The sequence below is a fragment of the Primorskyibacter flagellatus genome (genome assembly GCF_048268605.1).
Classification (GTDB): Bacteria; Pseudomonadota; Alphaproteobacteria; order Rhodobacterales; family Rhodobacteraceae; genus Primorskyibacter; species Primorskyibacter flagellatus.
In genome coordinates, this window is sequence record NZ_JBLWVF010000020.1 from 1 (window position 1) to 11,706 (window position 11,706).

14 protein-coding genes are annotated in these 11,706 nt (G+C 64.5%); 2 read left to right on the forward strand and 12 right to left on the reverse strand.

Annotated features, from left to right (window positions below; genetic code table 11):
* Both ACN0WV_RS16375 and ACN0WV_RS16380 read left to right on the forward strand, forming a co-directional pair.
* Positions 1-193: transposase domain-containing protein (locus ACN0WV_RS16375; RefSeq protein ID WP_417607164.1), on the forward strand; the 193-nt coding region annotated here is incomplete at its 5' end.
* A gap of 2 nt (positions 194-195) precedes the next feature.
* Complete coding sequence (locus ACN0WV_RS16380) at positions 196-417, forward strand: hypothetical protein (protein WP_417607166.1); 222 nt, start codon at positions 196-198, stop codon at positions 415-417.
* A gap of 175 nt (positions 418-592) precedes the next feature.
* Here the strand turns inward: ACN0WV_RS16380 and ACN0WV_RS16385 are convergent, their stop codons facing one another.
* The 12 genes from ACN0WV_RS16385 to trbB all read right to left on the reverse strand — a co-directional run bounded on the left by ACN0WV_RS16385 (position 593) and on the right by trbB (position 11,488).
* Positions 593-1,645 carry a hypothetical protein gene (locus ACN0WV_RS16385; RefSeq protein WP_417607167.1) on the reverse strand — a complete coding sequence of 351 codons (1,053 nt, stop codon included), beginning with the start codon at positions 1,643-1,645 and terminating at the stop codon, positions 593-595.
* A 374-nt stretch (positions 1,646-2,019) separates the two neighbouring features.
* Positions 2,020-2,292, reverse strand: a complete 273-nt coding sequence (locus ACN0WV_RS16390) for a DUF2274 domain-containing protein (protein WP_417607168.1) — start codon at positions 2,290-2,292, stop codon at positions 2,020-2,022.
* The gene (locus tag ACN0WV_RS16395) at positions 2,289-3,488 is read right to left on the reverse strand and encodes a TraB/TrbI/VirB10 family type IV secretion system protein (RefSeq protein WP_417607169.1); all 1,200 of its coding nucleotides are present in this window, start codon (positions 3,486-3,488) and stop codon (positions 2,289-2,291) included. The genes ACN0WV_RS16390 and ACN0WV_RS16395 overlap by 4 nt, the downstream gene beginning before the upstream one ends.
* The gene (gene trbG, locus ACN0WV_RS16400; RefSeq protein WP_417607170.1) at positions 3,485-4,465 is read right to left on the reverse strand and encodes a P-type conjugative transfer protein TrbG; all 981 of its coding nucleotides are present in this window, start codon (positions 4,463-4,465) and stop codon (positions 3,485-3,487) included. Before trbG ends, ACN0WV_RS16395 begins: the two co-directional genes overlap by 4 nt.
* Positions 4,462-5,145, reverse strand: a complete 684-nt coding sequence (gene trbF / locus ACN0WV_RS16405) for a conjugal transfer protein TrbF (protein WP_417607171.1) — start codon at positions 5,143-5,145, stop codon at positions 4,462-4,464. Before trbF ends, trbG begins: the two co-directional genes overlap by 4 nt.
* The gene (gene trbL / locus ACN0WV_RS16410) at positions 5,145-6,431 is read right to left on the reverse strand and encodes a P-type conjugative transfer protein TrbL (protein WP_417607172.1); all 1,287 of its coding nucleotides are present in this window, start codon (positions 6,429-6,431) and stop codon (positions 5,145-5,147) included. The genes trbF and trbL overlap by 1 nt, the downstream gene beginning before the upstream one ends.
* Positions 6,432-6,435: 4 nt before the next feature.
* Positions 6,436-6,705 (reverse strand): putative entry exclusion protein TrbK-alt, encoded by a 270-nt coding sequence (gene trbK-alt / locus ACN0WV_RS16415; RefSeq protein WP_417607173.1) that lies wholly within the window; start codon positions 6,703-6,705, stop codon positions 6,436-6,438.
* A gap of 4 nt (positions 6,706-6,709) precedes the next feature.
* On the reverse strand, positions 6,710-7,492 hold the full coding sequence (gene trbJ, locus ACN0WV_RS16420; protein ID WP_417607174.1) for a P-type conjugative transfer protein TrbJ: 783 nt from the start codon (positions 7,490-7,492) through the stop codon (positions 6,710-6,712).
* Complete coding sequence (gene trbE / locus ACN0WV_RS16425) at positions 7,476-9,956, reverse strand: conjugal transfer protein TrbE (RefSeq protein ID WP_417607175.1); 2,481 nt, start codon at positions 9,954-9,956, stop codon at positions 7,476-7,478. The genes trbJ and trbE overlap by 17 nt, the downstream gene beginning before the upstream one ends.
* A gap of 4 nt (positions 9,957-9,960) precedes the next feature.
* Positions 9,961-10,230, reverse strand: coding sequence for a VirB3 family type IV secretion system protein (locus ACN0WV_RS16430; RefSeq protein WP_417607176.1), 270 nt, complete (start codon positions 10,228-10,230; stop codon positions 9,961-9,963).
* Positions 10,230-10,556 carry a TrbC/VirB2 family type IV secretion system protein gene (locus tag ACN0WV_RS16435; RefSeq protein WP_417607177.1) on the reverse strand — a complete coding sequence of 109 codons (327 nt, stop codon included), beginning with the start codon at positions 10,554-10,556 and terminating at the stop codon, positions 10,230-10,232. The genes ACN0WV_RS16430 and ACN0WV_RS16435 overlap by 1 nt, the downstream gene beginning before the upstream one ends.
* Complete coding sequence (gene trbB, locus ACN0WV_RS16440) at positions 10,553-11,488, reverse strand: P-type conjugative transfer ATPase TrbB (protein WP_417607179.1); 936 nt, start codon at positions 11,486-11,488, stop codon at positions 10,553-10,555. The genes ACN0WV_RS16435 and trbB overlap by 4 nt, the downstream gene beginning before the upstream one ends.
* Positions 11,489-11,706 lie beyond the last annotated feature (218 nt).

Consider the following 11,706-nt stretch of genomic DNA (forward strand, 5'->3'; position numbering starts at 1 on the left):
CGCAGGCTCAGAGCGCGGCGGTGAACGGGCTGCCGCCATGTATACCCTTATCGTCACCGCCAAAATGAACGACATCGATCCGCAGGCCTGGCTCGCCGATGTTCTCGCCCGGCTGCCCGACTTGCCCGTCTCGCGCGTGCATGAACTTCTGCCTTGGAACTGGAAAGCTCTATCCCTTACACAAGCAGCGTAACCATGCAGCTGAACAAGGTGTATTCCGTCAAGACAATCGACCGCGTCGCTGTCGAACTGGGCGAAACCGTTGATCGGATCTTCGATCTCGCCATCGGTATGGAAACCGAAGATGGTATAATCTGGGTCTACGGTCCCAGCGACGACGGTGTCATCGCATTCACTCCATTCGGGATCGAAAACCTGCAAGAGCTCATCGAAATGGACCGTGATCGCGAGCGATGACCTACCTGTGGCCTACGCCGGATGCTTACGTTTGCACCCTCAATACTCGCACAGCAAAGTGCAGGCCATTTGGTGAGTTCGCATCTCTGCTCGGATCGAAGAGCACGTCTTCGAGTACGCCACGCTCATGTGATCGAATTTCGTGGTATAGATCCATTACAGAGACCATGTACGATTAGGTCTCTTGATCTGCGTATGGATCGTCATTAATCGAGGTCACATGCTCGTGGCATGCAATTGCTGAATTTCCGTTCCGAACCAGATCATCATTGATTTCGTCAACCGCATTCTTAAACGTGTCTGAGAAGCGGCCATTGGTCACAAAGTGATACTCGTCATACTGACCGTGTGAGATGGCTTCGGCTACGGCGGACAGTTGCTTATTCAGGTCGCGTGAATTCGACCGCGTCCCGGCTTCCTTGACGTGTTTGAAGTCGATACCAATTTCTCGGCCCTTTTGAAAAACCTGCGCATCAGCCTCAACGGTGCGGCGATCTCGCTCCCCAACCTTTCTGTCGTATGCATACCGATGGTTCATGTATGCCTTGGGTCCGAATACCAACTTGTCCTTGTTCGGGTTGATACTCAGCTTTGGCGCTTCGTGCTTAGAGTTCGCTGGATTGGAAACGCCTTTGCACAAGGCCGCCGTACCCATAATCTCGTAAGCAGCACCCACGGCGTCGTTGCCTTTGGTGCTCAACCGCCGGGCAAATGAACCTCTTGGTTGCCCCCGTGTGACCATCGCCGCAACCAGACCACCAGCCGAAGGGCAGACTTTCAACATCTCGGCAGCGTCTCGTGCCAACGTGTCTTTGTAGTCTTGCGGGATCTTTCCATTCGCCTCGATGACTCGAAAGACTTCCTGCTTGAATGCCTCGTGCGCCCAATGGCCGGGCTTAGTGAGGACATCTCTCGCACGTTGTGCCGTACGCTCAGGGGTGCCGTCCCGCAGCTTCTCGATCACCTGTTTGCCATCTGGGGCTCTGGTTCCTTTAGGCTTGTCACTTCCAAACCCTTCCGCTTCTCTCCGTAGCGCACCCATTGCCTCGCCACGCAATTGATCCAAGCGACCTTGAAGACTGCGTACCTGCTGATCTGTCGCGCCCGCCACACGCAACCGATCTATCGTTCGCTCAGCGGCGTCGATACTCCTGTCAAACTTGTCACTCAAACCACCTTGAGCAATCATGCCTTCTATATGATTGAGCAAGTCAACAGTCTGGGTCATTGCAAAATCGCAACGCTCAGATGGGGGTGTAGATCGTCCAGGTTCAGGTGGTTTTCCACAGGCCATAATCCCAAAGAGTATTCGGTCAATCGCTTTCCCGAAACAGTTTTTTTGGGGGGCACCTTCTTCCATTTACCTAGAGTCCAACGACGATGTCTCCGAAGGCAGTCGCTCTCTTACCGTGCAGCATTGGCCCAACTAGGCTCAGATCGATCTTCGTTTCGAACTTCCGGTCACGGCAAGGCATCGATTCGCAAACCATCAATCTATGGAGGATCGGCTCGACTCCGTCGTAACTTCAGGCGGGTAGCGGGTGCCTATGTGCGATCCGTGTGCAATGCGATCCGCCAAAAGACTTACGATTTCTCAGATACTCAGCCCTGATCGGTATCCAGTGGCTTCGACGGGTCTGGTTTCTTGCGGTTCGCCCTCGATCCCGTTTTGCGCGCTGCGGCGAACCCGCGGTCCGTGGACATGAATCGGTCCAGCATGGGTGCGACTAGGCGGGCGGGCTCAAGGTCCTGTTCGGTCTGTTGGCCGAGGACAGCCGCGTAGTCGCAAAGGTCGCGGTGCACATCGGCGGGAAGTTCCACGGTCAGCTTGACCGGTTTGTCGTCATGGATCGGACCAAGCTTCAGCTTCGTCATCGGACTTCTCCCAAGGGCTCGAGGATCAGATCGCGGGTGACCATGACGCGGACGGGGAAGCCCGGGCGTATGGTCAGTGTCGGCGGGACGGCGAGCTGCTGCCGAACGATCTCCTCCCCGGTCCGTCCGATCGTGTCCTGTGCGGCCTCGCGGATGGCGCGGGCGACGTCGTCTTCGGTTTCTGCGCCACTTTCCAGGCCGAGGTTCAGGATCGTCGCCAGGCCAGCGGCGAGAAAGACGCGACCCCAATGATAGTTGACCCGGTCCTGCAGGCCGGACGCGCCTGTTCCGTCAGTGCCGGGCGCGCGTTCCAGGACAATCGACCGACCATCCGGGAGGATCAGACGGGTCCAGACCAAGAGCAGGCGGCTTTGGCCAGCGGCGATCCGGCTGTCATATTCTCCCAGAAGCCGAGCGCCTTGCGGGATCAGCAGGTAGCGCCCGGACGGGCTGTCGTAGACATTCGACGTCACTTGAGCCGAGATCTGGCCGGGTAGATCGGAGCGCAGGCCGGTGATCAGGGCGGCCGGGATCACCGTGCCGGCCTGCAGGATGTAGGGGCTGGGCGGCGACACCATGCGCTGCGCACTGACGGTGTCCGTGTCTCCAGGACGGGTGAGGAACACCTCCCGGTTTGAGACCGGATCGCTTGCCGTCGGGCTACCCAAAGTGGAGGGGAACAGCGCGCCGGTTGCGGGGGCCGTCGGTGTGACCTGTGCTCCGCCGCGCGGCACGGTTTGCGCCTCGGCGAAAAGGGCGCTCAGCCGGGCGGCGTCGAGTTCCTGGAGACGGCGTTGTTCCTCGGGATCGACTGTGGGGGCCAATGGACCGGAAATGGGCGGTGCCGGGACCGGCTGGCCGCGATCTTGCGCCCCAAGGATGGCGCGGCCCAACTCACCGGGCAAGGGTGGGCCGAGACGCGGGACATCGGCGTAATCCCGAGGTAGTGTGGACAGCCCTTCAGCCGCCTGAATGCGCTCGGTGGAAAAGAGCTCGGTCTGGGTGCCCTCCTGCCGGTTGTTCTGCAGCGCCACGATCAGGATCGCGCCCAGACCCAGACCGCCGATGGCGGTGGCAAGGGCGATGGCCCGGCGGGACAGGCGCATGACACGGGGCGGATCGGGCCTGAGGCGAAGCTCCTGGGCGATGTCTTCCTCGGTCCGTGGCGGCACTTGCATATCAGGGACTTGTGTCATCGCTCCACCTCTGGCTGGGGCGCACGCGGCGGGCGCTGATCGCCATCCGTACGCACGATCCGCACGACCTGCTGTTGTCTTTCGCCGAGACGCAGTTCTGCAGCCCCGAACAGCCGGTCCACGATCAGGAGGTTGCCGAGGACGCGGGTGTTCACGATCTGGCCGCGCCCATCCGCGCCGATCACGAAGAGCGGAGGCATTTCGCCCTGGGCGATGCCGGGCGGGAAGACGACATAGACACGGCGCCCGTCGTCGAAGACCGAGACCGGCCGCCAGGGTGGGGCGTCGCCCTGCAGGCCATAGCGGTAGTGCCGCTCGGCCTCGGGCGGGATCGCCGGACGGCGGACGGTCGGGGCGCGGGACGTGGTTCGCACCTCTGGATAGGCCCATGCGACGCTGGGCATCCAAGCCTCCTCATTCGCACGCAACTCGATGTGGTAGGTGCGCCGGTCGGTGTTGACGACGAGATTGGTGGAGATGTCGGGGCGCGTTGGCTTGACTAGGATGTGGACACGCTCGCTGCGGCCCGCGCCGCTGGTGGTGTCGCCGATGATCCAGCGCGCGGTGTCGCCCGCTGCGATCGGGCCGGGACCGGTCAGGCGTTCACCGGGTTCGAGCGCGATATTGGTGATCTGCCCGGGGGCGGCATAGATCTGGTAGAGCGCGCCTTCGCTCCACGGAAAAACCTGCATGGCGTTGTAGTAGCCCTGCTGGCGGGGTTCGACCCGGGCGGCGGCATTGGCAGCGATGATGCGCGCCTCCGGCGTATCCGCTTCCTGATCGCCGCCGCGGGAGGGCGTCCAGGCTGGCGGCGTGTGAACCGGGCGGGGCGGCCCCTCGGCCGGGGGTGGTGCCGGCGGCGGCGCGAGGGCCGGAACGTGATCATCATAGGCGATTTCGGGCGGGCGCTGTCCCGTGCAGGCGGTCAGCGCCGTGGCCGCGAGGAGAAGAACGGGGATGGGGCGAAGTCGTCTCATTGGGCATTCTCCCTCGACCAGTTGATGGCATGGACATAGACGCCGAGCGGATTTGCCCGCAGGCGCTCCGCATCGCGCGGTGGCTGGATCACGACGGTCAGGATGGCAGTCCAGCGTTCGGTGGTGGCGAGCTGACCGTTTTCGTAGCGCCGCTCGATCCAGGCGACGCGGAAGCTCGACTCTGATGCACGGATGACGCTCGAGACCTCGACGGAGACCTGCGTGTCGCCGACCTGCGCGAAGGGATCGTTCACGCGGGCATGGTCATTCAGCGCGACAGCGCCGCGATCCGTGGCGAAATCGTAGGCGCGCAGCCAGTTCTGGCGCAGCACGATCGGATCGGCCGGGACCTGCCGGACATGCTCAACGAAGCGGGCAAGATGCCAGGCGATCTGCGGATCGGTCGGGCGATACTCGGCCAAGGCTGGCGTGACGGCCTGCGCCGCACCGAGATTGTCGACCTCGACCACGTAGGGGACGACGCTGCTGCGCGTCGATTGCCAAGCGAGCGCCGCGCTGAGCCCGGCGGACAGGGCGAGGCAGCCCATCGCCATGAGGCGCCAATTGCGGGCCTGAACGCGGGCCGAGCCGATGCGCTCGTCCCAGACCTGGGCGGCCTTCTGGTAGGGGGTGACAGGCTCGGGCGTGGTGCCATAGCGAACACTGGGGCGTCGGAACATCAGGAGGACCTTTCGGAGAGGCTGACGACCGTGCCGCCGCCGCCATGATCGCCGGAGCGGATGACATGTGCGGCGGTCGAGAGGCCGTGTTGAAGGGATTGCTGGCGCTTCATCCGGCGCGCCCAGTCGGGTGGGCCGTCATTGGCCGGGGCGGACAGGTCACCACCCGCCATCCGTCCCCCGGTTGCGGCATAGGCTGCGCGGGCGCCGGACTGCGCGCCCTCCGAGATCGCGCGCCGGAGCGGGCTGAACGCGGCGACGGCACCGGTCTTGCCGACAGCGGCCACGCCACCGACGGACTTGCCCAGTGCTGTGCTGCGCGACGCGGCACCAAGCTGGTATGCAGTGGCGGTTCCGCTGCCAACCGCACTGGCACCACGCAAGGCCGCGCCACCGGTGCCAAGGGCCATCCGGGTCCCGGCCATACCGGCGACCGCGGCCCCGCCCACGGCAATTCCGGTGCCGACAGCGGCCCCTGCGCCAAGTTGCGGCCCGCCAGAGACGATACCATTGGCGATGCCCGGTCCGAAGATGCCAAGAGCGAGGAGCGCCAGCGCGCCAAGGACCACCGACAAGGCGTCGTTGATCGTGGGTTCACCCGCGAATCCGGCGGTGAATTCGCTGAAGATGGTGGAGCCGATGCCGATGATCACGGCCAGCACCAGCACCTTGACGCCGGAGGAAATGATGAGGCCCAGCACGCGTTCGGCCATGAAGGCGGTCTTGTTGAAGAGGCCGAAGGGCACGAGGATGAAACCCGCCAGCGTGGCCAGCTTGAATTCGATCAGGGTGACAAAGAGCTGGATCGCGAGGATGAAGAACGACAGCAGGACCACCAGCCAGGCGAAGAACAGGATCCCGATCTGGATGAAGTTCTCGAAGACGGCGACGAACCCGGAGAGTTCGGCGATTGAGGCGAGGATCGGCTGGCCGGCCTCGAGCCCGACCTGCGCGATGCGCCCCGGCTGAAGCAGTTCACCGGCGGAGATCGTGCCGCCGGTGGCGAACAGCCCAAGCCCCGCGAAACTGTCGAAAACGATCCGGGCCAGCGTGTTCCAGTTGCCGATGATATAGGCGAAGACCCCGACAAAGAGGGTCTTTTTCACCAGCCGGGCAATGATGTCGTCATCCGTACCCCAGGCCCAGAAGAGGGCGGCCAGCGTGATGTCGATGACGATCAGCGTGGTGGCGAGGAAGGCGACGTCGCCACCCAGAAGGCCGAAGCCGGAATCGATGTAGGAGGCGAAGACCTCGAGAAACCGGTCGATGACACTGACGCCGCCCATTGCCTTACTCCGTCCCGGCCGGCTCTGGAGCCAGATCGAAGAAGCGCTGCCGGGCCGCCTCCCAGGCGGCGCGGCATTCTGTGTCGGTGGCGTAGTCTTCGGGCGTCAGGTCACGGCAACGCGCGAGGGTGCCGCGCAAAGCGTCATCCCTGACCACATGCCTGGTGTCGGTGGGCAGGATCGTGCGGGTCAGTTCCACAGCGGCGGCGAGGGCGGCAAGACCGCCGATACCGAAGGCGATCAGGCGCAGAGTTCGCGGGGTGTCGAGTGCCATACGCTCAATCCCCGAAGAAGCGCACGGTGCCGGGGGAGTAGCCGCCGCCGTAATCGAGGAACCGGGCGAGGTTTTCGCGGCCCTGCGCCTCGGCGGAGGCGATGCGGGCGGCTTCCAGCGCTTCGGCCCGGTTCTGCGCGGCGATGGCAGCGGTCAAATCCGCGATCTGCGTCGATTGCAGGGCCAGAAGCTGGTTCCCGGCTTGCGCGACCTGCAGGGCCCCAACGGCTCCTTGGCTTTCGCGGATGAGCGCGTCCATCTGGCTGCGCGCACCGTCGATATTGCCGACGACCCCCGCCTGCACGCGCAAGCTGTCCTCGAGGCCCGCGACCGAGGTCTCCCACCGTTCGCGCGCGCCGGCGATCATCGCATCGAAATCACCCTGGGCTGCTGCAGCGCCGTAATCCTGCGCAAAGGCCTGTTCGATGGTGGCGACGTCGAAGGCGAGGCTCTGGGCATCGGCCAAAAGGCGCTGGGTTTCGCCGATGGCGGCCTGCAGTTGCGCCAGCGAGGAATGCGGCAGGTTCGCAAGGTTCAGCGCGTCGTTCATCAGCATCTGCGCCTGGTTCTGGATCTGCGCGATCTGGTTGTTGATTTGCTCGAGCGCGCGGGCGGCCGAGAGGATGTTTTCGGCGTGGTTCCGGGGGTCGTAGACGATCCGCCCACCGCCGCCGAAGAGGAAGGCCTGGGCCGGTGTCGTCAGGACCGGTGTCAGGACGAGGGCGCTGGCCATCAATGCGGCGGCGAGTTTGCGGGGCCGGGCAGGGCGCTCAGGATTTCGGGTCATGTTCTGTCTCCTTTTGGTCGGGGTGAGGGGATGTCGGATCGGCTGGTGCGATGTCGGGCCCGAGCAGGTCGATGGCCCAATCAAGACCGCGATGGCGTAGCCAGGCGGCGGCAAAGCCATCCCGGCCATGGGTGGCGAGCAGATCGCTGATTGCGGCCTGTTCGGCCTTGGATGAGGCGGCGGTGAAGGCCAGCGCCACCTCGCCGAGGCCCAGCGAGAAGAGCCGGTTGCCGCGGCGCGACTGGCAGTAGTAGTCGCGCTTGGGCGTCGCGCGGGCGACGATGTCGATCTGGCGGTCATTCAGCCCGAAGTTCCGGTAGATCCGTGCGATCTGGGGCTCGACGGCGCGCTCGTTGGGAAGGAAGATGCGCGTGGGGCAGCTCTCGATGATTGCGGGCGCGATGAGGGACCCGTCGATATCGGCCAGCGATTGGGTGGCGAAAACAACGCAGGCGTTCTTCTTCCGCAGCGTCTTCAGCCATTCGCGCAGCTGTCCGCCGAAATTGGCGTCATCCAGCGCAAGCCAGCCTTCGTCGATCAGGATCATCGTGGGCCTCCCGTCGAGCCGGGCCTCGATCCGGTGGAAGAGATAGGCCAGCACGGCGGGTGCGGCGGGGGAACTGATCAGCCCTTCGGTCTCGAAGGCCAGCACATCCGCGGAGCCCAGTTCCTCGACCTCGGCATCCAGAAGCCGGCCGAAAGGCCCGCCGAGGCAGAAGGGCTTCAGCGCGCGTTTGAGTTCGGTTGATTGCAGCAGGACGGAAAGGCCGGTCAGCGTGCGCTCCTCGCGCGGGGCCGAGGCCAGAGAAATCAGCGCTGACCAGAGATGGTCCCGCGCGCCTGGGTCGATCGTCGCGCCTTCCCGTCCGAGGATTCCCGCGAGCCAATCCTGCGCCCAGGCGCGTTCCGACGCCTTGTCGATCCCAGCGAGTGGCTGCAGCTGGACGGCGGGATCGTCGCCCGACAGTGCATCGCCGAGGTTCTCCCAATCTCCGCCCATGGCGTACGTGGCGCAGCGGATCGAGCCGCCGAAGTCGAAGGCGAAGACCTGGGCACTGGCATAGCGCCGGAATTGCAGCGCCATCAACGCTAGAAGGACTGATTTGCCTGCCCCGGTCGGGCCGACGATCAAGGTATGGCCGACATCGCCCACATGTGTGGAGAAGCGAAACGGGGTCGTGCCGTCGGTTTCGGCGTGGAACAGCGGCGGGCCGTCCAGATGGTCGTTTCGGTCCGGCCCCGCCCAGACCGCCGAGATCGGGATCATATGGGCCAGGTTCAGCGTCGAGATGGGTGGCTGACGGACATTGGCGTAGAGATGGCCGGGCAGGGAGCCGAGCCAGGCCTCGAGCGCGTTCAATGTTTCCGGGATGCAGTTGAAATCGCGCCCCTGCACGATCTTCTCGGCGGCCTTGAGCTTGGCCTCGGCCGTGCGAGGATCCTCGTCCCAGACGGTGATCGTGGCGGTGACGTAAGCCGCGCCCGCCACATCGGCGCCGAGTTCTTGCAGTGCCTCGTCGGCATCCGCCGCCTTGTTGGCCGCGTCGCTGTCGAGCAGGGTCGAGGCCTCATTGGTCATCACCTCCTTGAGGATCGCGGCCACCGACTTGCGCTTGGCGAACCACTGGCGGCGGATACGGGTGAACACCCGGGCAGCATGCGTCTTGTCGAGGCAGATCGCCCGCGTGCACCAGCGATACTCGAAACCCTGCGCGTTCAACTCTTCAAGCAAACCCGGCCAGGTAGCGCTTGGCAGTCCGATGATGGTCAGGGTCTTGAGATGCGCGGCCCCGAGCCGGGGTGTCAGCCCACCCACCAACGGGTCATCGGCCAGCACCGCGTCCAGATGCATCGGCACCTCCGGCACGCGGACGCGTTGGCGTCGGGTCGAAACGGTTGAATGCAGGTAGGTCAGGGTCTCTTCATCGGAGAGCCAGGCGATCTCCGGCATGAACCCGTCGAGCAAATCGGTCAGCCGGTCGGCGCGGCCGACAAAGCTGGAAACATGATCCTGAGGCTTGGTGCTGCGATCCGGGGCATTCTCCAGCAACCAGCCTTCGGCGCGGCTCGCGTCGTCAGCGGGCGGCATCCAGACCAGCGTCAGGAAATACGCGCTCTCGAAATGCGCGCCCGCTTCTTCGAATTGCGCGCGCCGCTCGGCATCGACAAGGGCCGAGATCGGATCGGGAAACTCGGAGGTCGGGTAGTCCAGTGCCGGGATCCGCTGCGCCTCGATGAAGACGGCCCAGCCGGAGCCAAGCCGTCGCAGCGCGCTGTTGAGCCGGGCTGATGTGGCGACCAGTTCGGCGGGTGTGGCGGAATCCAGGTCCGGCCCTCGAAACCGCGCCGTACGCTGCAGGCTGCCGTCCTTGTTCAGGATAACGCCGGGTGCGACCAATGCAACCCAGGGTAGAAAATCGGCCAGTAGGGCGGATTTGGAGCGGTATTCGGCCAGACGCATCATCGGCTCAGACCCCGAACCAGGACGGGTAACGGAGATGCCGCCGTGCCACCTCGGCGATCTGCGCGTCCCGCTTCGCGGCCCAGACCGCGAGGAGGTGGCCGACCAGCCAAAATGCGAGGCCTACGAGCCAGAGCCGCAAGCCGAGCCCGATGGCGGCCGCGAGAGTGCCATTGGCAATGGCAATGGTGCGCGGCGCACCGGCCAGCAGGATCGGATCGATCAGGGCTCGGTGTACCGGCGCGAAATAACCGGGGAAGTCGGTGTGGTTCTCCATCAGGTCAGCGCCCCGCCGCCGAAGGAGAAGAAGGACAAAAAGAAGCTCGAGGCGGCGAATGCGATGGAAAGGCCGAAGACGATCTGCACCAGACGCCGGAACCCTCCTGAACTGTCGCCGAAGGCGAGCGTAAGCCCGGTGACGATGATGATGATCACGGCGACGATCTTGGCGACCGGGCCTTCGATCGACTCGAGGATGGTTTGCAAGGGGGCTTCCCACGGCATGCCTGACCCGGCGGCGAGCGCCGGTTCGGGCAGGGCAAAGACGACGAGGCCGAGGGCGGTTGCGCCAAGGGCTGTGCGAAATGATGGCAGAAGGGTCATGGATGGCTTCCTTGTGTTGGTGGAAAAAGGGGGGTGAGGGCGTAATCGCCCGTGGCGGTCAGGCCGGTGACACGCGCCAATTCAGAGAGGCGACGTTCGGCGCCCCGTCCGGACAGAACGGCGATCAGGTCGATGGTCTCTGCGATCAGCGCGCGGGGAACGGTGACCACCGCTTCCTGAATTAGCTGCTCGAGACGCCGAAGAGCGCCGATGGCGGACCCGGCGTGGATCGTGCCGATCCCGCCCGTATGACCGGTGCCCCAGGCTTTCAGGAGCTCGAGCGCTTCCGGCCCGCGCACCTCGCCGATGGGGATGCGATCAGGCCGCAGCCGAAGCGACGCGCGCACGAGATCGGACAGGGTCGCAACCCCGTCTTTCGTGCGGAGAGCCACGAGGTTGGGGGTCAGGCATTGCAGTTCGCGCGTGTCCTCGATCAGGACAACGCGGTCTGAGGTTTTGGCGACCTCCGCCAACAGCGCATTGGTCAGGGTCGTCTTGCCGGTGGAGGTCCCGCCCGCGACAAGAATATTGGCCCGGCTGGTGACCCCCTCGCGCAACTGCGCAGCCGCATCTGAGGAGAGAATGCCCTTTGCGACATAGTCCTCGAGGGTAAACACCGCGACGGCAGGCTTGCGAATGGCAAAGGTGGGCGCGGAAACCACTGGGGGCAGCAAACCCTCGAAGCGCTCGCCAGTGTCCGGCAATTCAGCCGAAACACGCGGGGCCGCGGGATGGACCTCCGCCCCGACATGGTGCGCGACAAGACGAATGATGCGCTCGCCATCGGCAGGGGACAGGACCGCGCCAGTATCAGCCAGCCCATCGGCCTGCCGGTCAACCCAGAGCCGCCCGTCAGGGTTCAGCATCACCTCGACGACGCCAGCATCCTCGAGCCAGGCGGCGATGCCCGGCCCAAGTGCCGTGCGCAACATGCGTGCGCCGCGGGAAGACGTCTCGGTTTTGAAAGGGGTAACGGTCATGAGTGGCCTCGCGATGGATCACGAGACCGATCAAGAAGACCGCTATTTGGTTACGGGCAACAGCTGAGAAGGCGTAGTAGTGCTATTGGTTAGAACGGCAGGGTTCCGGCGGAAGTAAGTCCCCCAAACCGGGGCGTTCCGGCGCGACGATTTCCGCGACCACCGGAACG

What these genes read in the sequence shown, in the direction of transcription:
- ACN0WV_RS16380 (WP_417607166.1), top strand. Translation starts at nt 196, where the DNA reads ATGCAGCTGAACAAGGTGTATTCCGTCAAGACAATCGACCGCGTCGCT.
- ACN0WV_RS16385 (WP_417607167.1), bottom strand. Translation starts at nt 1,645, where the DNA reads ATGACCCAGACTGTTGACTTGCTCAATCATATAGAAGGCATGATTGCT.
- ACN0WV_RS16390 (WP_417607168.1), bottom strand. Translation starts at nt 2,292, where the DNA reads ATGACGAAGCTGAAGCTTGGTCCGATCCATGACGACAAACCGGTCAAG.
- ACN0WV_RS16395 (WP_417607169.1), bottom strand. Translation starts at nt 3,488, where the DNA reads ATGACACAAGTCCCTGATATGCAAGTGCCGCCACGGACCGAGGAAGAC.
- trbG (WP_417607170.1), bottom strand. Translation starts at nt 4,465, where the DNA reads ATGAGACGACTTCGCCCCATCCCCGTTCTTCTCCTCGCGGCCACGGCG.
- trbF (WP_417607171.1), bottom strand. Translation starts at nt 5,145, where the DNA reads ATGTTCCGACGCCCCAGTGTTCGCTATGGCACCACGCCCGAGCCTGTC.
- trbL (WP_417607172.1), bottom strand. Translation starts at nt 6,431, where the DNA reads ATGGGCGGCGTCAGTGTCATCGACCGGTTTCTCGAGGTCTTCGCCTCC.
- trbK-alt (WP_417607173.1), bottom strand. Translation starts at nt 6,705, where the DNA reads ATGGCACTCGACACCCCGCGAACTCTGCGCCTGATCGCCTTCGGTATC.
- trbJ (WP_417607174.1), bottom strand. Translation starts at nt 7,492, where the DNA reads ATGACCCGAAATCCTGAGCGCCCTGCCCGGCCCCGCAAACTCGCCGCC.
- trbE (WP_417607175.1), bottom strand. Translation starts at nt 9,956, where the DNA reads ATGATGCGTCTGGCCGAATACCGCTCCAAATCCGCCCTACTGGCCGAT.
- ACN0WV_RS16430 (WP_417607176.1), bottom strand. Translation starts at nt 10,230, where the DNA reads ATGGAGAACCACACCGACTTCCCCGGTTATTTCGCGCCGGTACACCGA.
- ACN0WV_RS16435 (WP_417607177.1), bottom strand. Translation starts at nt 10,556, where the DNA reads ATGACCCTTCTGCCATCATTTCGCACAGCCCTTGGCGCAACCGCCCTC.
- trbB (WP_417607179.1), bottom strand. Translation starts at nt 11,488, where the DNA reads ATGTTGCGCACGGCACTTGGGCCGGGCATCGCCGCCTGGCTCGAGGAT.